A 24291-nucleotide genomic window follows, 5' to 3' on the forward strand; every position below is an offset into this window, starting at 1 on the left:
TATTTTTTATTCATTTATAATTAAAATTTATCTTCCTCTTCTTTTACATCGCTAAAGCTGTATTATAACTTCTTTGACCAGTTATAATTAATTGTTTAACGGAAAATGAATAGTAAATTTAGTACCTTGATTAATTTTACTCTCTAAATATATATTCCCTCCATGGGCTTCAACTAACGCTTTTGTGATTGTAAGTCCTATACCTGATCCTCCAGTCTTTTTATTTCTTGATAAATCACTTCGATAAAACCTCTCGAAAATATAAGGTATATCTTTTTCAGGTATTCCAATCCCATTATCAATAACTTTGATAACTACATTCTCATTTTCATTTTTTAATTCAACTTTTACTTTTCCGTTAGGTTTTAGATATTTGTAAGAATTTGAAAGCAAGTTAGTTATAATCTGTTTAAATTTATCCACATCAATCATTGTAACTATATTAGGAGTTATACTGGTATCTAACTCATAATTTTCCTTGCTATAAAGTGGTTTAAAGGTATATATAATTTTTTCTAATTCTTTAGAAATATCAATCCTACTTTTATTTAATCCTATACTAGTCTGCTCAAGTTTTGATAGATCACGAAGGTCATCAATCATTTTAGTCATTCTATCAATTTCTTCAAAAAAAACTTCAAATCTCTCACTATTTGGTTCCCAAATTCCATCTGCAAATGCTTCTATATGAGTTTTTAATGTAGTTAAAGGGGTTCTCAATTCATGCGCCATATCCGAAGTTAATCTTTTTCTTAGCATTTCTTGACTATTTAAAGATTCTACAAGATAATTCATAGAATCAGACAGCTCAACTATTTCTTTAGTACTTGAATTTACCACTGCCTTTACATTTAAATTACCCTTTCTCATTTCGTTTGCAGTTTCCGTTATTTTAGCTAAAGGTTTTGATATTTGTCTTGAAATGATTATGCTGATAATAACTCCAAATATTAAAGCTGCAATAGCTGATATCAAAAATGAGTGATTTAATGTACTTATAAACGTTACTGATGCAGAAGATAAATAAGAAGTTCCAAAGTAACCCACAATTATCTTGCCTTCTTCCTTTTCATCAATATTTAGAGGATAATTTTCTTCAGTGTATTCCCCCATGTTTATCCCAGAATAATTACGCATCATTCCAGCCATAGGTCCAATCATGTTTCCATTTCCCATCATTCCTCTATGCTGCAAATAAGATTTCCCTGAAGTATATATTGTATTATCATTTAAATCCCTAATTTCTATATATAATTCCTGTAATTCAGCATACCTTTGAATTTCATCATTATTTATTTGTGAAAAGTTTTTTTGTCCACCATATAGGTCATCTATGATTTTTACTGCATTATCTATTTTTTCTTTGTGTTCATCAACTAAGTAGTCTTTAAATTTATTCCCTACTGTATAATTTGATATAGCACTTGCTAAAATTATCGAACCCAATACTGCTAAAATAAAGCCTAAAGACAATTTTTTCACTAAAGATACCTTCATTTTTTTACCTCATCATTACTCGGAATGAATTTATATCCCATTCCATATACAGTTGTTATATACGTAGGTTCCTTATGATTACTTTCTATTTTTTGGCGAATATTTTTAATATAAGAATCAACTGTCCTGTCAAACCCTTCGTAGTTTGCTCCAAAAGCTTTTTCCACTAATTTTTCTCTTGAAAATACTTGTGTTGGATTTGAAAGAAAAACTGTTAAGATTTTAAATTCATTTGTTGTCAAATTTGCAACCACGCCTTGTTTCTTAACTACCATCTTTTTAATATCTACTTCTAAATCTCCGTTATTAAAAGTCAAAATATCTGCCATTGGAGAAAAATCTCTGTAAGCTCTCCTTAACAATGCCCTAACCCTTACTACAAGCTCACGAACACTAAATGGTTTTGTTAAATAATCATCAGCTCCCATCGATATGCCTTCTATTTTCTCGTTCTCTTCTGATTTTGCAGTAAGCATTATAATGGGAATACTCGATATTACTCTGATTCTATTGCATACTTCTTCACCAGTCATTTTAGGAAGCATTAAATCTAAAACAATCAAATGAATATTTTCGTTACTATATATATCTAACGCACTTTTACCATCCATGGCTGTAATAACATCAAAGCCGTCTTTTTCGAGGTATGCCTTTATTACATCTAATATATTTTGTTCATCATCTACAACTAATATTTTGAATTTATTATTCACATTTACACCCCCGACTCTCTTTTTGTGATTATATTATAGTGTAAGCCTATAAAAAAGACTAGAGCGAGACAATAAATTATAAACATCTCTCCACTCTAATCTTAATAATAAACCTAATTCTTTTGTGAAAGTACTGATTTTCTCTTCAAATATTCTTCTTGAGTTATTTCTCCTCCAGCAAATTTTTCATTAAGGATTTTCATTGCATCATTTGATTTATTGGTGTAGTTTTTAAATAATTTAAAAGCAAGCACAATTAATGCAATAAATATTAACATTCTAACTCCCATAGCTAAAAACATTCCCCCATATCCTATAGAGCTTGCTGCTCCAAAACCACTACAAAACATGTATAATTTCCTCCTTACACTTATAAATTAATTATTTTCTATGTAACTAATTATACAAGTCAATTATGGAGGAATTATGGAGATTTAGTTAAAAAATCTGGTGCCCAATTAAATCAAAGACAAGTTTCAAAATTTAAAGTAGATTAGTTTTATATAAAAAATAGAAGCCTTTACAAGCTTCTATTTTTTTATGTTAATTCCCTATATCTTAAATATGGATACTGCTTCTAATAATTTATCTGCACATTCTTTTGTCTTATGTGTTTGTTCTACAACTTCTTCTGTTAAATTAACTACCTCATTTGACTTATTTGCAATTAAAGTTGTTCCTGTAGCGCCTTCATTAGTTGCCTCTGCGACTTCATTTATAGCTGTTATAATATCTTCTGTGGAATTAATCAGCTCATCTGATATTTCACCTATAGTGCTAACTAATTCATTAAATACAATAGCATCATTTCTATATTGTTCCCCTGTGTCTACAAGTTTGTCATAATCTTTCATCACTTGAGTTCCAATAAAATTAATAACTTCATTCGATGTTCCTTTAAGGTCATTCACAGCCATAACAACCTCTTTATTTATCTGCTGTATTTCCATTGTCGTTTCTTTTGAGTTTTCCGCAAGTTTCCTTATTTCATCTGCTACAACAGCAAATCCTTTACCAGCTTCCCCTGCTCTTGCTGATTCTATAGCTGCATTTAGTGCTAATAGATTTGTTTGCTCTGTTATTTCTAATATCCTAGCTGTTAATTCATTTATTTTATCTACTGCCTTAGATTTCTCCACAGCTACTCTTAAGCTTTCTTGCATTTTCGAAGTTATGCTGCTAGATTGCTCTCTTGATTGCAAAGCATCAGATTTAAGTTTTTTAGCTCTTTCTTCAATTTCCTTTGCAGTTACCTCTCCGCTTTCAACACTTGATTCCATAGTCTTTATTATGGATTTCATATTTACTGATGAAGCATTTACTTCTTCTGTAGATGCCGCCGTTTCCTCCATACTTGCAGATAACTCCTCAGTTGTAGCGGATACATCTGAAATTTGATTATTTAAGTCAATTATATTCTCTTGTGTAAAGTTTATTGAATCTAAAACCACATTACATTCACCTTTAACGCCAGATATTATATTTCTTAATGATTTTTGCATCTCATTTATAGACTTAAACATTTTTCCTATTTCGTCTTCTCTGTCCACATATTTTTTGTCAACCTCTACTGTAAGATCCCCCTTAGCTAATAACCCCATTTGTTCTTCTGCGTATCTTATTCCTTTTGTCATTCTTTTAATTACAATATGTATTACAGCAATAACAATTAATAATGATAAAACTGCTGAAATTAAAATAACATTAAATATTTTATTATAGCTTTCTAATGTTTTCTCTTTTGGAATCTGGCTGCATAGTATCCAATTAGTCTTTGTATTTTCTAAGTTAACCGGATCTGCTACCATTAAAACTTCCTGTCCTTTTTTTACCGAAGTTCCGTAAGTATAAAATTCTTTACCTTGTGAAGTTTCACTTATAACTTTTGCCCAAGTTGCATTATTTTGTTTTGCATCTTTCATCTTTAGGCTTGGATCTTCACCACTTGCCACATAAATACCTTGATTAGATATTAGTTCAACTGTGCCTCCTAGTGGTATTTTTTCTAATACAAGTTTTTCTAATGTATCGAGCTTATAATCTATAGATATTACTCCTAAGAACTTTCCACTATCATCCAATATAGGCATAGCTAAAGATACCATTGAAATATCTTGTCCATTAACAGTATAAACTGTTGGTTCTGTAATATAAGTTCCTTTTAATTCCTTTGGCTTATTGTACCATGTCATATCTGTCTGATCATCATAGGCTGGTAATACTACTGTTTGATCTCCATTTCTACTTGCATAAGGTATGAACTTTCCATCCTCTGCAAACTCTTTTCTGCCTTTATAATAATCATCTCTTCCATCAAATGCATTCGCCTCAAATGCAACTGTAACTCCAAAAATTTCAGGATCAGTCTTTAATATTTCTTTTTGAATTTCAATAACAAGATCTCTATTCTGAGAATTAAGCTTAATTTCATTGGTTAGTGCCCCCCTTAAATCCTGACCTATTGTTTCTAGCTTTTCAAAGTTAGATGTGATTTGTGCTGCATAAGATAAAGATATTTCTTTTGCTAAAGTTTCACTATCCATTATGCTTTTAGACTTTATTTGTACTAATATACTTGCAAACACTCCTATATAACACACAAGAATTATTGATCCTATTATTATGCTTATTTTTGTCCCTAAATTAAACTTTTTAATCATGCAACGTGTCCCCCCTTATGTTCTAATCTATTGCAACAATATAAGTAATTATAGCACTAATTTGTCATATATTGTAGTTTTTTAACACAATTCTAACAGGTTTATACTAATCAGTATAATCATACTGTGCGAGTTTAGATTTTTTTACTAATCCGCCATTTTCATAATTTATACCCATAAGTGATACAATGCCACAGATTGTCTAGCTATATAATTTCACAGAAACCAAAAAAGTCTAACCCTATGATCATAAATTACTAGGTTAGACTCGCATTAGTTTAATTCTAATTTTATAAAAAAATTTATTCAGAAGGTTTAGTTACATGCACTGTTCCACGTGGATGCTTAGGTGGCGCATAAATAGAGTATACCTTAAGAGGTTTCGTACCTGTATTAATAACATTGTGCCAAGTACCAGCAGGGATAATGATTGCAAAGTCATTACGGGCATTTGCTTGAAACTCTAGATTATCTTTGCTTTTTCCCATTTTAACAATTCCTTGCCCATCTTCAATACGTATGAATTGATCAGTATCTGGGTGGATTTCTAGGCCTATATCATCGCCTACATTGATACTCATTAATGTAACTTGGAAATGCTCTCCTGTCCATAAAGCAGTACGAAAGCTGGTATTTTGCTTTGTAGCTTTATCAATGTTAATTACCAAAGGTTGTGGTCCATAGTCTTTCAAATCCATTTTGCTATTTCCAGTTGATGATTGTGGAATATCAGCCCTATAATCGTACTCCATTTCATCAAATAGCATAGAATATGGAACAGACCTGAAATTAGAATTCTGATATGTCCAATTATTATTGTATCCGTTCTCTAAGTTATAATCTGATGTTTCAGATGAATAATCTACTGAATACATTCCATCATTATTCATATTTTTCTTCCTTGTTTATTATTTCAAAAATATAATATGTTATAATTCCATGAATGTTCTATTTTTTAGTAAATATTCGTATTAAAAGATATTTTTTAATTTTTAACATCTACTTTAAAACATAAAGATTTAGAGACGTCTTGTGAAGATTATAATTATTTATTTAATACATCATATACTCATATTATTTAAGTAAATATCATAGTTATTAATTATAAACTACATATAAGTGGGTGTAAGTCATGACAGGTTTTGAAAACTTAACTCCTGAAGATTCTTTAATTTTAACAAATGCAATTGCTATTTCACTTGCAAAAGGTAAAAACGCTGATGAAATAAATGTTATTGGAAATTTCCTTGTGGGTATAGGTTGTTTACTACTGACAATAGCCTCACAACAACAGTATTTAACTGTATTACAGGAATCTAGGAATTCTAATTCTACACAAAATAACAACAATAACAGCAACAACACCAATAATAATAATAATAATAATAATAATAATGCTGCTAAATCAACTGCAGCTGATGATGTAATAATTGGTTAGCTTTAGTAGATTAAATATACTTAATCTACTAGGGTCATCCCAAGATTTTCATAGAATTCCTTATTAATATCATGACATTCTTTAATACTATTATCTTTCCTAAATTTTATTACATATTGCTTCATTCCTTCTCCATATATGCCATCTAAATTTCCAGGATAATAAGCTTTTTCCTTCATTTTTCTTTGTATCTCAAAAACATCTGAGCCACTATCTCCAGGCTTTAAATTTACTAATCATTTTTTCAAAAGGGCCATATTGACCTGCGCAGTAATATATTTTTTATATATTTTAAATCTAGCATAATTCTTATACCCTATTCCATAGCTAATGATTAATTTAATCATTATAATCTCAATTCCAACACTAACTCTTATCACAATAGCTATCATTATCAATTGATAACACACTTCAACATTAATCTATTGACTTTTCAAGCATATAAATATATTATAGTGTTAATTTGTTTTATCAAATGATAAAACTCATGTTAAATTATGGAGGCGTTTTATATGAATGCAAAAGTTAAAGTTGCAAGATTATCTCTATTATCAAATAGCATCCTAATAACTCTAAAATTAATTGTTGGACTTGCTACTGGTTCAGTAAGCATAATATCTGAAGCTATACATTCGACTATGGATTTGTTAGCCGCTATAATAGCGTTTTTTTCAGTTAAAATATCTGATAAACCAGCTGATGATATACATCCCTATGGACATGGAAAAATAGAAAATGTTTCTGGCGTAATTGAAGCAATTCTTATACTATCAGCTTCTATTTGGATAATAATTGAAGCAGTAAAAAAATTAACAATTCCTGGATCTGTGGAATCAATTGGCCTTGGATTTATAGTTATGTTTATTTCCTCTGCTATAAATTTTATGGTTTCCAGAAAAATATATAAGGTTGCTAAACAAGAAGACTCTATAGCTCTTGAAGCGGATGCTCTTCATCTAAAAGCTGATGTTTATACATCATTAGGTGTAGGAATTGGTTTGTTTCTTATATGGATAACTAAGTTGAATTTTTTAGACCCAGTTGTGGCTATTTTAGTTGCCATATTTATATTAAAAGAAGCCATTGAACTATTGATCTCTGCATTCAATCCACTTTTAGATACTAAGCTATCTAATGATGAAATCAAAATTATTCAAAATAGCATAAATAAGTTTTCGAGTATCTATTGTAATTACCATAACTTTAAAACAAGAAAATCTGGACGAATTAGGTATATCGAATTACATTTAGTATTTCCTGAAAATATGCGAATTAAAGATGCTCACGACGTATGTGATAGAATTGAAAATGATATAAAAAAATCTCTAAATTACTCCGAAATTATGATTCACTTAGAATCTTCAGAGTATAATCCTAATTGCGCTAAATGTAAGAATAAGTGTGATTAAAGCTAAGCTATACAGAATATATAATCATAATAATCTAGATACAGTTATACTAAATAAAGCGATGGATTAAACATATTCCACCGCTTTATTTGCAAATCTGCCTTCATACACTTTTAAAAGTTATTCAAACAAAGCGAAACTTTTAAAAGTAGATTTTTGCAATCCGCCTGAATTTAAACCTATATTCTATTATTTATAAATGTGCATTAATTTTATTTAGTATATTTTGTTTTGGCATAAAGCCTGCTAAATTCTCCACTGGTTTCCCATCTTTAAATACAATCATAGTCGGTACTGCATATATTCCGTACTTTTCTGCTATTCTTTCACTTGCATCTATATCAACTTTAAAGAATTTAGCTTTCCCCCTAGCTTCCATACTAGCTTCTTCAAATACTGGAGCTAACATTTTACATGGTCCACACCAAGTTGCGAAAAAATCAACAACTGCTATTCCTTTTGAGTTCTCAACATTTTCAATAAATTCATTACTGCTTATTATTCTAGCCATAATTAACTCCTCCAATTTATAATTTAAATTTTTCTTTTCCTACACTTAAAGTATAGTCTTATTTTCAAATTAATTCTGTGACTTAATCACCATATATTTTACTTCTTTGATTAATCAATACTTTAATTTAATGTTTATCTCATTTACTCAATAATAGCTGCACTTGACTTTTTAATTCATCTTCAGTTATTTCTCCTGAATGATCTTCAATTATATTTCCATCTTTATCAATAAATAAAGTTCTAGGTATATATATAATATTATAATTTATTGAAGCAGTTCCATCATTATCAAATAAAATTTTCATCTCATAATCATTATCTAATATATATTTTTTAGCTTTATCCATTGTTTCTCTTTGACCATCTGTTAAATCCACCATTAAAACTGTTAATTCTTCTGCTTTATATTTACTTGAAAGTTTATTAAATAGAGGCATTTCTTCTTTACAAGGAGGACACCAGCTAGCCCAAAAATTTACTATAACAGGTCTTCCTTTATAATCTGATAACTTCACTTTATTAAGCTTTTCATCATATACAACAAAGTCCTTTTCCGCTTTTTTATCTTGTACAGTAGGAGTGTCAGTCTCTTCTTCTTTATCCTGAGAAGTATCTTTACTTATGTTTATATCTTTCTTATCATATTTGGGACCTAATGAGTTATATGCCAAATATGATATAGCTAAAAATCCTGCAAAACCTATTGCTGTTACTGTTAATATTAATTTTTTATTTTTCATAAAAACCTCCTAGATTGTAAGGAATGAAATTAATTTGTTTAGATATCCAGTCATAATTGCAATTCCTACAATTATAAGGATTAACCCAGATAACATATTTATAATTTTGTAATTTCGTTTTATTAAGTTAAAAGTATCTTTTAAGCTATCTATTAAAATAGCGCATATTATAAAAGGTATTCCAAGTCCTATACTGTATATTAAAAGCATTAGTGTCCCTTTTAATATATCGTGAGAGTTAACTGCACTCATTAAAGCTGCACTTAAGAATATGCCTACGCAAGGTGTCCATCCTATTGCAAAAATCATTCCAAATAAAATTGATGATAAAAACTTAAAAGTTTTTATTTGCACATTTATCTTTGAACTTCTTTCTAAAAATGATATTTTAAATAACCCAATATAATTGATTCCAAAAACAATTAACAATAATCCGCTTATTATATTAATGATATTACTTTCAGTTTTTATGAAACTTCCAAAAGACCCTGCAAGACTTCCAAGCAGCGTAAATATCACTGTAAATCCCAATACAAACCCTAAAGAATTTACTAATGCATTATACTTATTATTTGTTATATTGTCTCCTGCAAAATACGATATGTAAAGAGGTATCATAGGCAAAATGCATGGTGATATAAATGTTATAATTCCTTCTAAAAATAATAGAAAATATTCCATAGCTTGTCCTTTCCTTATAAGCATGAGATTTTATAATATATTACCTTTATTATACATTATAAATTATTTATTAAAATTTTTATGTAATTTAGTCACATTTTAATAAAGACCTAATATATAGATAAATAGCTTTTACTAACTTAGACTTATGTTGTAATTAACTGAAATTACATATTTTTTTATTAATTTTATATTATTGACATATGCCATTAATAAGTTTATTATAATATATAAATAGCATATGCCAACAATTTCATTTGCTACATATGCTACATTTATATACTTATTGGAGGTTTATATTATGAAAATTGCATTACCCTCACGTAATAACAATATTGATGATCATTTCGGTCACTGTGAATATTACACAATCTTCACGGTTGATACACAAGCCAAAAAAATAGTAGATTCTGAAACCCTTGAATCTCCAGCTGGATGTGGCTGCAAATCTAATATAGCATCTACGCTTTCTGATATGGGTGTTAAAGTTTTACTTGCTGGCAATATGGGTGAAGGAGCGGTAAGAGTTTTAAGCAACGCAGGAATAGAAGTATTACGTGGATGTTCTGGAGATGTAAAAGCAGTTGCTGAAAAATGGCTTGAAGGTTCTCTTATAGATTCTGGAGATTCGTGTCACAATCACGAATGTCATAACTAATATATCTAATAATAATAGACTCAATATTATATTGGTCTATTATTATTTACTTTCATAAGCTTAGGCTTCTATAACTTTAAATAACTTACTACTCTATATTATTTCCTTTACACCAATTTTTACAAAATCCTGCTTTTTTATTGCACATAACTTTATCAGATCCACAACTTGGGCATACCGCTCTATCTTGATCATAATTTATTTCATAAATTGTTTCACATTCTGCACATTTAAATTTACAAAGCTTTGTAGTATAATGACCACCACTTATCCTTATTGCCTTACCTTCTGTTAGAGCTGTAACTACTTTTTTTCTTGCGCTATCTATTATATTCTGAAATGTCTGCCTCGATACCTGCATTTTTTCAGCACATTCTTCTTGATTTAACTCCTCAATATCCTTTAATCTCATGGCTTCAAGTTCTTCCACTTTTAAAGCTATTTCTTCGATTTGACATTTTGGCTTTCCACATGGTACAAAATAATCATCTTCTGGGAAAAATTCCACTCTTCTAAATTTAGTTGGTCTTGCCACTTTTTTATCCTCCTTGGATTACTATATATTTAAAGCACGTAATACCTAAATCTATTATAAATATTGATATATATGATAAGGTTAAGTTCCTATATTTTTTTTCTTAATCAAGTACCTTACTTTACTTACTAAAAGTTTAAATATAAGTTTATTAATGAAACCATATATTTAATTATACTAGATTAAATAAAATGCTTCAAATTTGTGTTAATACTTGTATTTAATTCATCAAAATAAATAAAGGCGGCTAATAGCTAGCTGCCTTTATATTGTTTAATATTACTATAGTTTAACATTCTATTTTATAATAAATATATTAGATATAACTTTAACTTTATTTATTGCCATAATGTATGGATGCAATTCCAAAAGTTAAAGATTCATATTCTGAATTTTTAAAACCTATCTTCTCTAGCGCTTCTTTAAGCTGCTTTTTATTCATAAAATTATTTACTGAATCTCTAAGATAATAATATGCCTTTTTATCACCTGTACCTATTGATCCTACTGCTGGTAACACATGATTAAAATATAAGTCGTACATATTTTTTAAAATATGTATATTGGGTTTAGAAAGTTCTAGGCATACCACTTTTCCTCCTGGTTTTAAGACTCTGTATATTTCTGATAATGCTTTGTTTTTATCTGGAATATTTCTTAATCCAAAAGCAATTGTGATGCAGTCAAAAGTATTTTCTTCAAAGGGTAATTCTAAAATACTGCCTTTGATTAATTCATACTTATAATCCTTTAATGATTGATTTAGTCTTTTCGCTCCAACGTTAAGCATTTCTTGGCTAAAATCTATACCGATAACTGCTGTATTTTTTCCAACTGCCTTACATTCATAATTAATCATTTGTCCTGTACCGCAGCACAAATCTAATACTTGATGCCCCTCCTTAATATTACAGATTTTTATTGCTTTTCTTCTCCATAATCTATCAATATTTAATGTTAATATTGAATTTAACATATCATATCTCTTTGCAATAACAGAAAAAATCTTTTCCACATCTGTTACATTGATTTCTGCCATTATAACCACCACACATTCTTTTATTTTACGCTTATAAAACCTAATAAGTATTTAAATTAATTATGTTTCTTATAATTAAGCTTTTTAATTACTATTTTATAATTTCCATATATCTTATTACATTAGTGGAAACAAAACAAATACAGTAAAATCCCAAATTGCATGAGATATTATTATTGGAACGAGGCTTTTTTCTTTCTTATAAATCCATCCCCAATATATTCCACATACTAAAGCAGCTACCACAAGCATAAAGTTAAATGTAATTATATGAACACCAGCGTACAATAGAGTTGCAAATATATATCCTTTATCTTTACCAAATTTTTTTGCAAGATTGTTTTGTATAAATCCACGCCAATATATTTCTTCTCCCGGCCCTATTATAAATAATAATAGAGCTCCAATAAGTAATGAATTTCCTTGTGCTCTATTGCTATAAACTGATGCAATTTGAGCATCTTTAAACGGAAATAAATATCCCGAAATTATATTTCCAGCATAGAAAACAAAGTACAATATTATTGCTGAAATAATTCCGATTAATATGTGTCTTAACTTTATATTTCTAAATGAAATTAAGTTCTTTTCAGAAAACAAAGCTACCATTACTAACGATAATATGGATACTCCCATTTCAATCCAAAAATTAAATGGTTTTAATACAAATATTACAAACCACAATATTGTAGCCATAATTAATGAAGAAATAATGATCTTATTCTTACTTTTCTCTCTCTCCAAAACTTTGCCACCTTTCTATAAAATATAAGCTAAAAGTATAGATAAAATTAAAAGAATTCCAAATTGACCTTGAAGCTTTCCACTCTCTTTATCAAGTTCTGCGATATTACTACTTGAATCTCCAGCTGTTCTTAATTTGTTAATGTTTTTAACAGCAGCTGATACTGTTAATAAACAAATCAAACTTAAATAAGGAATATATTTAAAAATAATCATTATGATGAGTGAAATATACGAAAGTATAATCAAGCTTGAATATACTATTTGTGCATTCTTATAGCCTACACTTATTGACAGTGTTTTAATACCAGCTTTCTTGTCATGTTTTATATCCCTGATATCATTAGCATGCAATATTGCAGTAGTAAGAAGTGCTGTTGGAATTGATATTACTAATGACTGAATAGTAAACTTCTGCATTTGCAGATAATACCCTCCAAGGGTCATTAATGGTCCGAAAATTATAAACACCAATGGTGCACCTAATCCTCTATATTTAAGCATTAACGGTTTTCCTGTGTAAAAATATCCACATAAAGCTCCAACAATCCCTAAAATGAGAATCATAATGCCTACATTGTAAGCTAAAAACAAACCAATTAAACATCCTAAAATAAGTAATAGAATACCGCTTCTATAAACTTCTTTTAAAGTCAGCAAGCCTTCAACAACAACTCCGCTAGAACTATGAGATTCCTTTGTATCAACTTTATTTATAAAATCATCATGATCATTCAGTAAATTAACTGAAGCCTGCAGAAAAACAATTGCTATGATCGAAAGTATAAAATATTCAAGATTAAAATTAGGCTCTTTTAATGCTAATATTTCCCCAAGCACAACTGGAATTGCTGAAGCTGTTAAAGAAAAAGGTCTTGAAGCTCTGATAAATAACTTAATTTTTTCAATTGTCATTTTCTTTTAATCACCTCTATCAACTAATCTTTCTTCATTTGTATTAATTTATTCTTCTTATAAGATGCAAGAAAAATAATATTATAGCTTATCTAAAATAATTTTTAGATAAGCTATAAAGGATCATTACATACGCATTGCCATAGGTAGTGAGAATAACATTATATTAACTACTGCTAGTAATATTAAAAGAATAGAATATACTATTGTTGTGCTAACTTTTTTAGATTCATAATTATTCTTCGATATTTTATATACAGTATATATTGAACCAAGAGTTCCAATTGCTATTAATATAAACTGAAACGCTTGTATCGTTGGGTCATCTAAAATAGCTGAAGATGTATGTTGAATTTCAACTCCAAATAATTCTATAAATGTATAGAATACAGATTTTCCTTCTGCTAGTAAATGGAATAAATTATGAGCTATATGTGCAGCCATATCTAATGGTATGAGCGCATATCCATACTTCGTGAAATTTTCTTTTAACGAAGCTTTATTAAATGTTTTTGCAACTAATCCTGTTATAGATAACAATGCTACTGGTATAGCCATAGCTATAATAAATGTTATAGTAAAAGTAATAGCATAATTTTGTGTTCCTGTTACATTTTCAAGCCATGCAAGCATTCCATCCCATATTTCTAACATTGTAATGTTTTGTACAAATACTATACCCATAATTACAACAGCTAAAAATGATGCATCTAATCGTGGCTTTCTAATAAACCATAATTCTTTAGTAGGTGGACGCAATGATATTTGAATTGAATTGTTAGGACAATTCTTTACACAATTACCACAGAAATTACATTCTGCATTATCTTCCATAGTTTTTGGGAATTCAAACATAGGACATCCTTCTGCCCTTTCACTCCCTTTATAACAATGTGCTGCTGTACATTTAGCACATATATCTTTTGTTCCACGTAATTGCAGCATCCCTGCTCTTGAATAATTTCCAGATAATCCGCCTAAGAAACATAGATATCTACACCAGGTTCTACGTTCCCAAAAAGCACCTGAGAATATTACACCAATTGTAATAAGTAGGAGTAATGTTCCTGAACCTCTAGGTGATTCAACGACTCCAAAAACGTGATCACTCCATGTAATTGCTAAGAACATTGCATCTATAAGCCATACTCCGTATTTTCTTAGAAATTTAGGTACTGGCTTTTTGCTTCCTACAAATTTTTGTACTACATCACTTAAGGCTCCAAATGGACATATAGCACACCAAAACCTACCTGTTAAAAATAATAGTATTGGAAGTATAGGCCACCACAATACCCAAGTTCCCGCTGTACCAAAGTTATCGTGAGCTTCGTCAGGTCCAGTTAGTAATTCAAACACGATGAATGCAAATACTATTCCTACAAATAGCTGAAATATTCCTGGATACCACTTACTTTTAATGAAGCTCTTAAGTATTTTATTATTTAATAAATTATTTCCTCTTTGCTCTTGTGATGCCTTTGTTTCATCACTAAGTTTCTTGTCCAACTTCGACATTAAACTATCACCTCTATTCTTTATCTTTATTTGCTACTTTTTTTCTTTACTGCAGCTACTATAATTATTACTACCACTATTCCTACAAATCCACCTATAACTACCCAGTTTGGTCCACCGCTAACCACATCCGCATCAAACTCTACATCCTTCTGTTCTCCATTTACCATAATGTTAGCTGTAATAACCCATTTACCTTTATCAGTGAAATTAATTTTCCCCATGTATTGACCATCTTTACTATTTTCTAATGATACTTCAATTGGCTTTTTACCATTCATATCCATGCCCATATCAGAGTTCTTGTCCATTTCTGCACTAATCTTAACATCAGCATTTTCAATTTTTTTATCATTATTATCATGCAATGTGATCATTACATCATTATCACCGGTTTTAACTTTGTTATCTTTATTAAACGTTAATTCTGCATTTATACCATTTACACTTTTTTCTGTTCCTTTCCCCATATCCATGTTACCCATTCCATCAGCAAAAGCTGCTGTTGAAAGGCCTAACGTAAGAATTAAACTTAATATTGCACCTCTAATTGTTTTCTTTTTCATTGTTTTTTGACTCCCTTCATTATCACGTCTAAAGACTTAATTTCTTTTTTGTTATATTTTTATTTTCTATGCTATATTTATTGTTTACCATATTTCTTTTTCCAAAAGGATACAATTAACTGATCAATCCCAATTTTATAAGCGTTTGCTCCAGCTGCCATTAAAATTATAGCTGCAGTATATAAAATTGGATTAGTGCTAGTAGTTCCTGCTAATAAGTAATTTAGATTCATAAATGCTCCACCAATCAAACCTGCTATAGTAAAAGCTCCAAGGATTAAACTAATACCAACAAGAAGTTCTCCGGCTGGAACTACATACGTGAATACTCCTACATTTGGCAAAGCAACACTTTCAACAAATCTTGCATACCACAACTGTACTGATGGATGATCTCCGGTTGCTTTAGCTAAAGCTCCTTTTAAAAATCCTGTTATCGCTACACCTGATTGACTTCCTACCCAAGTTGGATCCTTAAGTTTCTCTATTGCTGGAACTATCCATTGATAGCCTAGCCATATACGCAAAATTGTCCACACAGGAACTAAATATTTATTTCTAAAAAATCTCATTTAATGTCATCTCCCTTGTGATATTTATTATGAATTTAAGATTAAGCATTTTTTGTTTTCTTATTTGAAGATTCAAGTATATGATTTAAAAGACTATTCATGCTATCCTTATAAACCGAAGTCTCTAAATTTTTAATTGCTTGTTCAGCTTTTAAAGCAAACTCTTTAGCATCTTCAACCGTTATATTATTTTTAGTAGCGTTAGAATCACCATCTGTGCAATCATCAATGATTTGATATAACATTCCTAAATTTAAGCCGTAATTTTCCAAGGCTTCAATTTCTTCTTCTTTTGCATTAACTGTTTTTGCTCCAAGCTTACAGCAGGCAGCCATAAAGGATGCAGTTTTGCCTTCTATTATGTTAAAGTAATCCTGCTTTGTAATTTCATGATTTTGAGCTTGTTCAATTTCTGCAACGCACATTTTTTCAATAACTTGTGTAATTATTTGTTCTGCATCATTTGTTGGTAGTTTTAATAATATTGAAAATGCTTTAGCATAAAAGGCATCCCCTGCGAGAACCGCTATCTTTCTACCATATATATTATTTAACGTCTTTTGACCACGGCGAAATAAATCATTGTCAATTATATCGTCATGTACCAAACTAGCACTATGTATTAGCTCAATTGCTACACATAAATTAATTAATTGCATTCTCTCATCTATAGTCATTTCAGGATTTATAGCTTTAGCTGAAAGTATTATCAAACTAGGACGAAGATATTTTCCTGGAACCTTAAAGAAATATTCAAATATCTCTTGAGTTGAACCCGAACTAAAATCTTTTCCAATATTTTTTAAAATCATCTCAACTTCATAAAGCTCTTTACTCACAGCATTTTTAGCTTTTATAAAATTTGACATGACCTCACCACCTCTCAATAATCTAATCTTTTAGTATAATTATTTATTTTAATTTTTATATAATTGAATTACTGTTCTTTAGAGAGTATACAAAGAACATGTGTAGAAATTATGAAGATAATTTTATAAATAATCAAAATAATAATTACTTTCAGATCTGCTATATGTAATTCAAATTTAGTCAGTGTCACCCGTAACCTCTGGCATTAAAAATATAATAAGAGCTCCAATAAAAACCAAAATTTTATTAGAGCTCTTTAACTTTATAATATTTTATTTACCTCTAGTTGAAACACAAACACAATTCATTAGTTATCCTTGCACAAAATAAAATACAAATACAGATATTACCACCAATGCAATTAAAATAATTATTGAACTTGTTAAATTTACTTTATTCTCTTCCACATAAATCCTATCGTTTCCTGCGACCCTCTTGGATAAGAATATATAAATGGCTAATCCTATAATAACTAAAGCAAGACTTAATAAATGCGAAATTGAAAACGGACCCCAGATAACAGGATTTATTCTAAAGAATTCTACAATACCTCTTATTATGGCAAAAGCGATTAAGTAAATTATAAATAATTCACCTTCAAATTTTTTCTTGTAACTTCTTCTCCATAGAACTATAAATAATATATAGTCTAAAATAAACTCATATACTTGTGCAGGATGAAGCAGTTGCCCATTATAGTTAATCCCCCATATCATTATGTTTGCCATTGGTTTGCCAAATACATCGCACCCTACTCTACCTATACCTTGAGCCAATGCAATACCCACCACTGAAATATCTGCAAGTTTTAAAAATGATATCTTACTCTTAATAGAGTATATGTATCCTGCAAGCACAGCGGAAACAATTCCTCCGTGTATAGATAACCCACCCTCATTTATTTTAAATATTTCTCCTGGATTACTAAAATAAAATGATGGATTATAAAAAAGAATATAAAATAATCTAGCTCCTAATACACCCGCTATAACAACAATAAAAATTAGATTAAATATTATGTCTTCATTTATTCCTCTTTTTTCCCCTTGCTTAATTGCAAATGCTCCGCCTGTAATTACAGCTAATGCTATCATTAGTCCAAAAAAGTATATATGTATTGGGCCAAAACTAAACAGTTCCTTCATACTATTAACTTCCTTCCTACAAATTTAAAATAACTATAAAACTATTTACTACACTTTTTCTTGGACTTACCATCTTTATTACAACAGCATCCCCCTGAAGCTTTTTTTATTACTTTGTGATAAAGAATATGCGCAACAAATAAAACTACTACCACCGTTATTGCTACTTCAATGACCATCATTCATACCTCCAACTACAATATCTTAATTTAAAATTTGATATTTTCTATTCTAATGGCTAAAAATATTAGCTTATTTAACTCTTCTTGCTGTAATATAATCTGGTCTATCTATTGATGATATTTTTATTACATCACCTGTTCTCGGCGCATGAATATATGTCCCATTCCCTACATACATTCCCATATGAGTAGGATTTCCGCCCTTACCATAGAATATTAAATCTCCAGGCTGTAGTTCGGATTTTGAAACTTCATATCCATCATTTATTTGGTCATAAGTTGTTCTTCCAAGGCTAATACCAAAGTGTGCATATACATATTGTGTAAAACCAGAACAATCGAATCCTGTAGAAGGACTTGTTCCTCCCCACAGGTAAGGAGTTCCTAAGAAATTTGAAGCATATGCTATTATGTTATTATCAGAAACGGGTGCAGATTTTGCGCCTCTCGATGCATTAGTAACTCTAGGTGCTTCATTTCTTATTTTATTTACTTGATTCATAGTTGCGCTTACTTGCACTTGAGATTCATCTACTTTTGATGCAAATAATTTTTCCTGATCTTTGGCCTCTTGAATAAGCTTCTTTTGATCTGCTATATTTGTATTTAGACTTATAAGCTTGTCTTCATTTTCGCTTTTTAATGCAAGCAAATCATTATACTTAACTTCAAGAGATGTTTTTTTACTTTCTACTTCTGACTTCTTATCATTTAAATCACTTATTACTTGTTTATCAAGTCCAATTATTTTTCTAATTGCTTCAGCTCTTGTTATTAAATCACTGAAACTTTCAGATTCCAATAAGATTTTTAGATAGTTAGACTGCCCATTTATGTACATAGCTCTTACTCTTTGATCTAATACATCTTGCTTAGCTTCTACTTCTTTTTCAACCTGAGTAATTTGCTTTTTTGTTGTTTGGATATCGTTTTCTGCCCCAGTTATGTTATTCTTATTTGCTTCAATCTTCATCATATAATCTTCAATTTGATTATCCAACTCTTCAATGCTTGCTTCAAGCTGGTGTCGTTTATCTTGTACTTCCTTTAAGGAATTTTTATTTTGCTCCAATTGAGTTTGTGCTTGATTAGATGTTGGTGCAGCAAATGCTGAAACTTGAGTAATCATCACTAATGCTGTTGCAAGCATAACCGTTTTAATTGTTTTTTTCACTTATATCGCTCCCTTATTTATAGAGTAATACTTGTCTCTCTTTTGTAAATTCAATCCTATACTACACTAAAATTGTGTAGAAATTATGTAGATTCGTATAAAGGAATACATTACCATAAGGAAACACATAATTTCTTCATAATAATAAGTTATAATATTACAAAAACACACAAGTATATTTAACTAACATCTAATTGGAGGATTACTAATGATTAAATTTCTAGACGTTACTAAAGTATATGACAATAACACCTTGGCTCTTAAAAATGTTAACTTAACTATAGAAAAAGGTGATTTTGCTTTTTTAGTAGGCTCAAGTGGTGCTGGCAAATCAACAATAATAAAAATGCTTTTTAAAGAAATTGAGCCGACACATGGTAAGTTAATATTAAACGATACTGATGTAACCAATCTAAATAAGAATCAAATACCGTTTTACAGAAGAAAGATAGGTGTAATATTTCAAGATTTTAAACTAATTCCAACTCTTAATGTCTATGAAAATGTAGCTTTTGCATTAAGGGTTATTGGTGTCAGTACTAAAGATATAAAAAAGAAGGTACCTATTGGCTTTATCACTAGTTGGATTATCTGATAAATTTAGGTCATTTCCAAGCCAATTGTCAGGCGGTGAACAGCAAAGAGTTTCAATTGCTCGAGCTATAGTGAATGATCCTAATATTTTAATTGCCGATGAACCAACAGGAAATCTCGATCCTGAAACTGCAATGGGAGTAATGGACACGCTCGACAATGTTAATAAAAACGGTACTACAATACTTAGGCTACTCATGCAAGAGATATCGTTGATTCAATGAGGAAGCGAGTTATTGCTATTGAGAATGGAACTATAATAAGAGATGAAATTAGGGGGACTTATGATAATGAATTTTAATACCTTCAAATATTATATTATTGATGCATTAAAGAGTTTAAATAGAAATAGAACCATTAGTATAGCATCAGTTATTACAGTGACCTCAACTTTATTTATAATGGGAGTCTCAATGCTATTAATGCTAAATATAAATATAGGAATGAGTAATGCTAAATCCCAGGTTCAAATACAAGTATTTTTAAATAATAGCGTTACTAATAAAGATCAAGAAAACTTAGAGCAAAAGTTAAATAATATTTCTGGTATCAAAAGTGTTAAATTTGAAGATAAATCAGAGGCTTTAAAAAAGTTTAATAAACAGGTTTCTGAAGATAATAGTTCTTTATTAAATAATTATGATTCTTCCAATAATCCGCTGCCTAATTCATTTATAATAGATCTAGAAAATCCTGAAATATCACATCAAGTGATAAGCGCAATCGAAAATATGCCTGGTATAGAATCCATTGGCAATGATCAGGAATTTACAAATAAAATAATTCCAATATCCAAAAACGTGAAATGGATTGGAATTGCTTTATTCATATTAATGGTATCAGTTTCTATATTCCTTATTAGTAATACTATAAAATTAGCTATTTACTCAAGACGTAGAGAAATTGGAATAATGAAAGTTGTTGGAGCAACTGATTGGTTTATTAGATGGCCGCTTATTATTGAAGGTGCACTTATTGGTTTGTTTGGAGCAGTATGTTCAAATATATTAATATACTATCTCTATAAACTAGTTTTTATAAAGATAAATGAAAATTTACTTTTAATAAACTTAATATCACCATCTTATATTACGCAAACCCTCCAATGGCAGTTTATATTAGTTGGGATTTTAATTGGAAGTGTAGGAAGCTTCTGGTCTTTAATTAAATTTTTAAAAGTATAAATCATAAAAGATACTAAAAAGTGTATTGAAAACTAATTATTTTAGAATTCAATACACTTTTTTATATATTAAGAACTATGAATTATGATTGCATAAATTACTAAATTTAATTAACTCAAATTAAATTTATTCTCATTAGAATATTAATTACCTGTAGCTTATTCCATTTGGTTCTCCTTCTACTTTTATAGTTTTAATAACCTTATCTGTGCTATTGTCAATAACACTTACAGTTCCATCATACATATTAGTAACATAAACATATTTATTATCAGAGCTAACTACTACTCCATGAGCTCCTTTTCCAGTTTCTATTGTTGCAACTACTTTCTTAGTTGACATATCTATCTTTGAAACAGTATTAGATGGTGCATCTTCAGTTCCTTGATTTGCTAGGAATGAATATTTATCATCTGATTCAATGTAAACTTGGGTAGGTCCTTTTCCTACTGCGATAGTACCATTCCCTTTATATTTTTATACAACATATTATCTATATTTTAAATTTTTGTACCAAGAAATTAAGTTCTTCAGATAATTCAGCTTGCCTTTGTGCAGAATTCGCAACTTCTTGAATTGCGGCAGTTGTTTCATCTACACTATTTAATATCCCTTCTGAACTTTCTGCCGATTGCTGAGCAGTAGACGAAACTGTTTCTATTGCAGCACTAGTTTGCTCTATAGAACTAAGTATTTGATTTGTACCATTTGCAATTTCTTTTGACATAGATTTAATAAAGACTGCATCCTTTTCATATTTAAAAGCAGTTTCTAAAAAAAGCTCATAATCTGGATTTACATTATTATCAATATGCGCCAATATCTCTTGAGTGTTATGTGAAAGATTATTGAAGGCATTGTTTACCTGAGTAATAACTTCTTGTATGTTTGAAACATTCTCTGCTGACTGTTCTGCAAGCTTGCGTATCTCATCTGCTACTACAGCAAAACCTTTCCCCATTTCACCAGCTCTTGCCGATTCAATGGCCGCATTTAATGCTAAAAGATTTGTTTGCGATGCTATATTTGCTATAGAATCAGCCATTACTTTAATTTTTTCAACAACTTTTCCTTCTTCTATTGCTTTTAATATATTTTCTTGCTTTTCTTTATATATTTTCTTAGAAATATTTATTGATTTTAGTCCCTTATCTTTTATTTCTGAGGCACGTATCTGAATATCATTAGAAGCTTGATCGCAATCCTTTGCCTTATTTGATAACTCAATAGAATTTGAAGTTATTTCTTCAATTGATGCATTTACTTCTTGTGATGTTGCACTCAATTCTTCTGTACCAGTTGTTATTTCCTTTGTAGCTTCATTAATATTGTTCATTTTTGTAGAAATTCCTTCTATAGTGTTATAGATTTCTTCACTTGATTCTTTTATACTGCTAGAATTTGAAATTATTGTTGATATAAGACTTCTAGTGTTTTCAGCAGCTTTATTTAAAGCATTTGATATTTTTCCTATTTCATCTTTTGAATAGAAATCTATTCTCTGAGTTAAATCACCTCTACCTAGAGCATCCGCAAATACTAAAACCTTATTTATTTGTTTTGATATTAATGTTGAAATCAAAACTCCAAGTAAAATTGCAAATATGAAACCGAATATAACTATACCAATCATTAAATTAAACGAATTCTTAAATATTAAATTATTAACATTATTTGCATTTTCAGCTTCTTTTATATTTGAATCAATTATTTTATTAATACTATCAAAAGTCTTATCCCTAGCCTCAGTTACCATTTGAAAAGCCGTTTGTGCTTCATCATATTTATTTGCATTTATTAAGTCCATAAAATCTTTACGTGACATCATATATTCTTCGTGAAGCTTTATAAAATTTGTTAATAATTTTTCTTCTTCACCTGTTTCACCTGCATTTTTAAATTCTTCAGAAATCATCATATCTTCATTTGTTAATTTTTCTATTTCATTTTCAATATCCTGTTTTTTAGCTGCATCTTTTGTTGTTAAAAGCGCTAATAAATCTGAATGTATCTGTAAAAAGTTTGCTTTTAACTCCTCAACTGTTTTTAAATGTATTAAATTATCTTCATACATAGAGGTTGAATTTGCATTTATTTTTTTTATTTCTGATATACCTCTAAATCCAATAATCCCTATAAGTAATGAAATTAATAAGAAGCAAAATATAAGTTTTTGTGCAAGTTTTAAATTATTAAATATTTTCATATTGTTCCTCCTCAGTTTATATGTTATCTCCTAATTGAATACACACATTATTTTGTTTTCTAAATCATTCTTAAAATATTAACTTTTAACAACTCAAATAATACCATTCTATTATGAAGAACTTATGAAGAATATTCCAATTCATAATAATATATTCAATTTCTAATTCCCTAATTTTACGCTGTCTAATATAATAAATTTCACACCATGTAAATTTAACTTTTTTTATTTTAATAATAAGTTATCAAAAATACATATAATCTTCATATCTTTTTTATATAATAATTTTACTTATGATAATTATTGACTTATATATATTGGGGATTAACCATTTAAAAGGCAAGAAAGTGTTTCTTAACTTTTTGGCAACTTGGTGTCCCCCCCTGTAAAGCTGAAATGACCGAGATAGAAAAATTATATCAAGAAACAAAGGATAGTGACTTAGTTATAGTTTCTGTAGAAATCGGTGAGCCATTAAATGCTGTTAAATCATTTATTGATAGTAACAAATATAACTTTAAGGTACTTATAGACCCTGATCAAAGTGTAGCTACAAAATATAACATAACTTCAATTCCTACTTCATACTTTATTGATAAAGACGGAAATATACTTTCTAAGCATGTTGGTGACATGAATATCAACCAAATGAAAGCCTATATCAAAACTCTAGATAAATAACCGGCTTTAATAAAAAAATGAATTAGAACTCTCTAATCTGAGATTATTCTAATTCAT

27 protein-coding genes and 1 pseudogene are annotated in these 24291 nt (G+C 29.3%); 6 read left to right on the forward strand and 22 right to left on the reverse strand.

Annotated features, from left to right (window positions below; translation table 11 throughout):
• Positions 1–87 precede the first annotated feature (87 nt).
• From KEC93_RS15085 to KEC93_RS15105, 5 genes are all read right to left on the reverse strand, one after another.
• A complete protein-coding gene (locus KEC93_RS15085; protein WP_077868211.1) occupies positions 88–1497 on the reverse strand; it encodes a sensor histidine kinase in 1410 nt (469 codons plus the stop codon).
• Complete coding sequence (locus KEC93_RS15090) at positions 1494–2210, reverse strand: response regulator transcription factor (RefSeq protein WP_077868210.1); 717 nt, start codon at positions 2208–2210, stop codon at positions 1494–1496. The genes KEC93_RS15085 and KEC93_RS15090 overlap by 4 nt, the downstream gene beginning before the upstream one ends.
• A gap of 113 nt (positions 2211–2323) precedes the next feature.
• Entirely contained in the window at positions 2324–2560 is a 237-nt protein-coding gene (locus KEC93_RS15095; protein ID WP_077868209.1) for an SHOCT domain-containing protein, read from the reverse strand.
• A 201-nt stretch (positions 2561–2761) separates the two neighbouring features.
• Entirely contained in the window at positions 2762–4870 is a 2109-nt protein-coding gene (locus KEC93_RS15100) for a methyl-accepting chemotaxis protein (protein WP_077868208.1), read from the reverse strand.
• 302 nt (positions 4871–5172) lie between these two features.
• The gene (locus KEC93_RS15105; protein WP_077868207.1) at positions 5173–5760 is read right to left on the reverse strand and encodes a cupin domain-containing protein; all 588 of its coding nucleotides are present in this window, start codon (positions 5758–5760) and stop codon (positions 5173–5175) included.
• A gap of 242 nt (positions 5761–6002) precedes the next feature.
• On the opposite strand from KEC93_RS15105, the gene KEC93_RS15110 reads away from it, so the two are divergent.
• Positions 6003–6308 (forward strand): hypothetical protein, encoded by a 306-nt coding sequence (locus KEC93_RS15110; protein ID WP_039771444.1) that lies wholly within the window; start codon positions 6003–6005, stop codon positions 6306–6308.
• Positions 6309–6328: 20 nt separating this feature from the next.
• On the opposite strand, the gene KEC93_RS15115 is transcribed toward KEC93_RS15110, so the two are convergent.
• Positions 6329–6487 (reverse strand): peptidoglycan-binding domain-containing protein, encoded by a 159-nt coding sequence (locus tag KEC93_RS15115; RefSeq protein ID WP_077868206.1) that lies wholly within the window; start codon positions 6485–6487, stop codon positions 6329–6331.
• Positions 6488–6820: 333 nt separating this feature from the next.
• On the opposite strand from KEC93_RS15115, the gene KEC93_RS15120 reads away from it, so the two are divergent.
• Positions 6821–7717, forward strand: coding sequence for a cation diffusion facilitator family transporter (locus KEC93_RS15120; protein ID WP_012059151.1), 897 nt, complete (start codon positions 6821–6823; stop codon positions 7715–7717).
• A 193-nt stretch (positions 7718–7910) separates the two neighbouring features.
• Here the strand turns inward: KEC93_RS15120 and trxA are convergent, their stop codons facing one another.
• The 3 genes from trxA to KEC93_RS15135 all read right to left on the reverse strand — a co-directional run bounded on the left by trxA (position 7911) and on the right by KEC93_RS15135 (position 9651).
• Positions 7911–8228: a thioredoxin gene (gene trxA, locus KEC93_RS15125; protein ID WP_012059152.1), complete on the reverse strand. Its 318-nt coding sequence runs from the start codon at positions 8226–8228 to the stop codon at positions 7911–7913.
• Between the two features lie 139 nt (positions 8229–8367).
• Positions 8368–8970 carry a TlpA disulfide reductase family protein gene (locus KEC93_RS15130; protein WP_039771447.1) on the reverse strand — a complete coding sequence of 201 codons (603 nt, stop codon included), beginning with the start codon at positions 8968–8970 and terminating at the stop codon, positions 8368–8370.
• A 9-nt stretch (positions 8971–8979) separates the two neighbouring features.
• A complete protein-coding gene (locus tag KEC93_RS15135; RefSeq protein ID WP_077868205.1) occupies positions 8980–9651 on the reverse strand; it encodes a cytochrome c biogenesis CcdA family protein in 672 nt (223 codons plus the stop codon).
• A gap of 301 nt (positions 9652–9952) precedes the next feature.
• Here KEC93_RS15135 and KEC93_RS15140 point away from each other — a divergent pair, with 301 nt between their 5' ends.
• Positions 9953–10309 carry a NifB/NifX family molybdenum-iron cluster-binding protein gene (locus tag KEC93_RS15140; RefSeq protein WP_077868204.1) on the forward strand — a complete coding sequence of 119 codons (357 nt, stop codon included), beginning with the start codon at positions 9953–9955 and terminating at the stop codon, positions 10307–10309.
• An 88-nt stretch (positions 10310–10397) separates the two neighbouring features.
• Here the strand turns inward: KEC93_RS15140 and KEC93_RS15145 are convergent, their stop codons facing one another.
• From KEC93_RS15145 to KEC93_RS15195, 11 genes are all read right to left on the reverse strand, one after another.
• Complete coding sequence (locus KEC93_RS15145) at positions 10398–10844, reverse strand: DUF134 domain-containing protein (RefSeq protein ID WP_012059156.1); 447 nt, start codon at positions 10842–10844, stop codon at positions 10398–10400.
• A 334-nt stretch (positions 10845–11178) separates the two neighbouring features.
• Entirely contained in the window at positions 11179–11883 is a 705-nt protein-coding gene (gene ubiE / locus KEC93_RS15150) for a bifunctional demethylmenaquinone methyltransferase/2-methoxy-6-polyprenyl-1,4-benzoquinol methylase UbiE (protein ID WP_077868203.1), read from the reverse strand.
• Between the two features lie 117 nt (positions 11884–12000).
• Entirely contained in the window at positions 12001–12627 is a 627-nt protein-coding gene (locus KEC93_RS15155) for a CPBP family intramembrane glutamic endopeptidase (protein ID WP_077868202.1), read from the reverse strand.
• A gap of 15 nt (positions 12628–12642) precedes the next feature.
• A complete protein-coding gene (gene menA, locus KEC93_RS15160; RefSeq protein ID WP_077868201.1) occupies positions 12643–13542 on the reverse strand; it encodes a 1,4-dihydroxy-2-naphthoate octaprenyltransferase in 900 nt (299 codons plus the stop codon).
• A gap of 126 nt (positions 13543–13668) precedes the next feature.
• Complete coding sequence (locus KEC93_RS15165; RefSeq protein WP_039771456.1) at positions 13669–15060, reverse strand: 4Fe-4S binding protein; 1392 nt, start codon at positions 15058–15060, stop codon at positions 13669–13671.
• 26 nt (positions 15061–15086) lie between these two features.
• Positions 15087–15626: a FixH family protein gene (locus tag KEC93_RS15170; protein WP_077868200.1), complete on the reverse strand. Its 540-nt coding sequence runs from the start codon at positions 15624–15626 to the stop codon at positions 15087–15089.
• Positions 15627–15703: 77 nt separating this feature from the next.
• A complete protein-coding gene (locus KEC93_RS15175) occupies positions 15704–16198 on the reverse strand; it encodes a DoxX family protein (RefSeq protein ID WP_039771460.1) in 495 nt (164 codons plus the stop codon).
• 41 nt (positions 16199–16239) lie between these two features.
• A complete protein-coding gene (locus tag KEC93_RS15180; protein WP_039771463.1) occupies positions 16240–17067 on the reverse strand; it encodes a polyprenyl synthetase family protein in 828 nt (275 codons plus the stop codon).
• 312 nt (positions 17068–17379) lie between these two features.
• Positions 17380–18213, reverse strand: coding sequence for a prolipoprotein diacylglyceryl transferase (gene lgt / locus KEC93_RS15185; RefSeq protein ID WP_077868199.1), 834 nt, complete (start codon positions 18211–18213; stop codon positions 17380–17382).
• 41 nt (positions 18214–18254) lie between these two features.
• Positions 18255–18395 (reverse strand): hypothetical protein, encoded by a 141-nt coding sequence (locus KEC93_RS15190; protein ID WP_155715492.1) that lies wholly within the window; start codon positions 18393–18395, stop codon positions 18255–18257.
• Between the two features lie 70 nt (positions 18396–18465).
• The gene (locus KEC93_RS15195) at positions 18466–19569 is read right to left on the reverse strand and encodes a C40 family peptidase (RefSeq protein ID WP_077868198.1); all 1104 of its coding nucleotides are present in this window, start codon (positions 19567–19569) and stop codon (positions 18466–18468) included.
• 208 nt (positions 19570–19777) lie between these two features.
• Here KEC93_RS15195 and ftsE point away from each other — a divergent pair.
• Both ftsE and ftsX read left to right on the forward strand, forming a co-directional pair.
• A pseudogene (gene ftsE, locus KEC93_RS15200) lies at positions 19778–20464 on the forward strand (cell division ATP-binding protein FtsE).
• The gene (ftsX, locus tag KEC93_RS15205; protein WP_077868222.1) at positions 20454–21347 is read left to right on the forward strand and encodes a permease-like cell division protein FtsX; all 894 of its coding nucleotides are present in this window, start codon (positions 20454–20456) and stop codon (positions 21345–21347) included. The pseudogene ftsE and the gene ftsX overlap by 11 nt, the downstream one beginning before the upstream one ends.
• A gap of 147 nt (positions 21348–21494) precedes the next feature.
• Here the strand turns inward: ftsX and KEC93_RS26545 are convergent, their stop codons facing one another.
• Together KEC93_RS26545 and KEC93_RS15215 are read right to left on the reverse strand one after the other, a co-directional pair.
• Complete coding sequence (locus KEC93_RS26545; protein WP_238892966.1) at positions 21495–21689, reverse strand: YncE family protein; 195 nt, start codon at positions 21687–21689, stop codon at positions 21495–21497.
• A gap of 151 nt (positions 21690–21840) precedes the next feature.
• On the reverse strand, positions 21841–23553 hold the full coding sequence (locus KEC93_RS15215; RefSeq protein ID WP_077868197.1) for a methyl-accepting chemotaxis protein: 1713 nt from the start codon (positions 23551–23553) through the stop codon (positions 21841–21843).
• Between the two features lie 396 nt (positions 23554–23949).
• Here KEC93_RS15215 and KEC93_RS15220 point away from each other — a divergent pair, with 396 nt between their 5' ends.
• Entirely contained in the window at positions 23950–24234 is a 285-nt protein-coding gene (locus KEC93_RS15220; RefSeq protein ID WP_238892967.1) for a TlpA family protein disulfide reductase, read from the forward strand.
• Positions 24235–24291: the final 57 nt, after the last annotated feature.

Origin of the sequence: Clostridium beijerinckii, from assembly GCF_018223745.1 — a bacterium.
Taxonomy (GTDB): Bacteria; Bacillota; Clostridia; order Clostridiales; family Clostridiaceae; genus Clostridium; species Clostridium beijerinckii.

Bases quoted from the DNA above. Each gene is read 5' to 3' on its own strand.
- KEC93_RS15085 (WP_077868211.1), bottom strand. From the start codon at position 1,497: ATGAAGGTATCTTTAGTGAAAAAATTGTCTTTAGGCTTTATTTTAGCA.
- KEC93_RS15095 (WP_077868209.1), bottom strand. From the start codon at position 2,560: ATGTTTTGTAGTGGTTTTGGAGCAGCAAGCTCTATAGGATATGGGGGA.
- KEC93_RS15100 (WP_077868208.1), bottom strand. From the start codon at position 4,870: ATGATTAAAAAGTTTAATTTAGGGACAAAAATAAGCATAATAATAGGA.
- KEC93_RS15105 (WP_077868207.1), bottom strand. From the start codon at position 5,760: ATGAATAATGATGGAATGTATTCAGTAGATTATTCATCTGAAACATCA.
- KEC93_RS15110 (WP_039771444.1), top strand. From the start codon at position 6,003: ATGACAGGTTTTGAAAACTTAACTCCTGAAGATTCTTTAATTTTAACA.
- KEC93_RS15115 (WP_077868206.1), bottom strand. From the start codon at position 6,487: ATGAAGGAAAAAGCTTATTATCCTGGAAATTTAGATGGCATATATGGA.
- KEC93_RS15120 (WP_012059151.1), top strand. From the start codon at position 6,821: ATGAATGCAAAAGTTAAAGTTGCAAGATTATCTCTATTATCAAATAGC.
- trxA (WP_012059152.1), bottom strand. From the start codon at position 8,228: ATGGCTAGAATAATAAGCAGTAATGAATTTATTGAAAATGTTGAGAAC.
- KEC93_RS15130 (WP_039771447.1), bottom strand. From the start codon at position 8,970: ATGAAAAATAAAAAATTAATATTAACAGTAACAGCAATAGGTTTTGCA.
- KEC93_RS15135 (WP_077868205.1), bottom strand. From the start codon at position 9,651: ATGGAATATTTTCTATTATTTTTAGAAGGAATTATAACATTTATATCA.
- KEC93_RS15140 (WP_077868204.1), top strand. From the start codon at position 9,953: ATGAAAATTGCATTACCCTCACGTAATAACAATATTGATGATCATTTC.
- ubiE (WP_077868203.1), bottom strand. From the start codon at position 11,883: ATGGCAGAAATCAATGTAACAGATGTGGAAAAGATTTTTTCTGTTATT.
- menA (WP_077868201.1), bottom strand. From the start codon at position 13,542: ATGACAATTGAAAAAATTAAGTTATTTATCAGAGCTTCAAGACCTTTT.
- KEC93_RS15165 (WP_039771456.1), bottom strand. From the start codon at position 15,060: ATGTCGAAGTTGGACAAGAAACTTAGTGATGAAACAAAGGCATCACAA.
- KEC93_RS15170 (WP_077868200.1), bottom strand. From the start codon at position 15,626: ATGAAAAAGAAAACAATTAGAGGTGCAATATTAAGTTTAATTCTTACG.
- KEC93_RS15175 (WP_039771460.1), bottom strand. From the start codon at position 16,198: ATGAGATTTTTTAGAAATAAATATTTAGTTCCTGTGTGGACAATTTTG.
- KEC93_RS15180 (WP_039771463.1), bottom strand. From the start codon at position 17,067: ATGTCAAATTTTATAAAAGCTAAAAATGCTGTGAGTAAAGAGCTTTAT.
- lgt (WP_077868199.1), bottom strand. From the start codon at position 18,213: ATGAAGGAACTGTTTAGTTTTGGCCCAATACATATATACTTTTTTGGA.
- KEC93_RS15190 (WP_155715492.1), bottom strand. From the start codon at position 18,395: ATGATGGTCATTGAAGTAGCAATAACGGTGGTAGTAGTTTTATTTGTT.
- ftsX (WP_077868222.1), top strand. From the start codon at position 20,454: ATGAATTTTAATACCTTCAAATATTATATTATTGATGCATTAAAGAGT.
- KEC93_RS26545 (WP_238892966.1), bottom strand. From the start codon at position 21,689: ATGTCAACTAAGAAAGTAGTTGCAACAATAGAAACTGGAAAAGGAGCT.
- KEC93_RS15215 (WP_077868197.1), bottom strand. From the start codon at position 23,553: ATGAAAATATTTAATAATTTAAAACTTGCACAAAAACTTATATTTTGC.
- KEC93_RS15220 (WP_238892967.1), top strand. From the start codon at position 23,950: ATGACCGAGATAGAAAAATTATATCAAGAAACAAAGGATAGTGACTTA.